This is a genomic window from Pseudomonas sp. HY2-MNA-CIBAN-0224, from assembly GCF_040310285.1.
In the GTDB taxonomy this organism is placed as follows: domain Bacteria; phylum Pseudomonadota; class Gammaproteobacteria; order Pseudomonadales; family Pseudomonadaceae; genus Aquipseudomonas; species Aquipseudomonas helleri.
In genome coordinates this window covers 1-282 of record NZ_JBEOPQ010000407.1, presented here as the reverse complement: position 1 = coordinate 282, position 282 = coordinate 1, and the positions used below count along the sequence as shown (strand labels likewise).

At 47.9% G+C, this 282-nt stretch carries 1 protein-coding gene; it reads left to right on the top strand.

The genetic code is table 11. The annotated features are described in order from the left end of the window. The coding region (locus tag AAEZ03_RS26945; protein WP_350582869.1) for a hypothetical protein at window positions 1-282 on the top strand (282 nt) is incomplete at both ends.

The following is a 282-nucleotide window of genomic DNA, read 5'->3' as shown; positions in this document are numbered from 1 at the left end:
ATTCATATCGCTCACGCGTGCAGCGTCTCCCTATCGAAGCGATTTCCCAAGCCGCTGCCAATCAGCGTAAAGGGCGTTGCGGTCGTATCGCGCCAGGTGTTTGTATTCGTCTGTATAGTGAAGAAGATTTCACAGGTCGTCCTGAATTTACGGAACCTGAGATTCTACGTACCAATTTAGCGTCCGTTATTTTACAGATGGCAAACCTGCGCTTAGGTAGTGTGGATGATTTTGCCTTTATTGAACCACCTGATAGCCGCTTGGTTACTGATGGGCATAAAC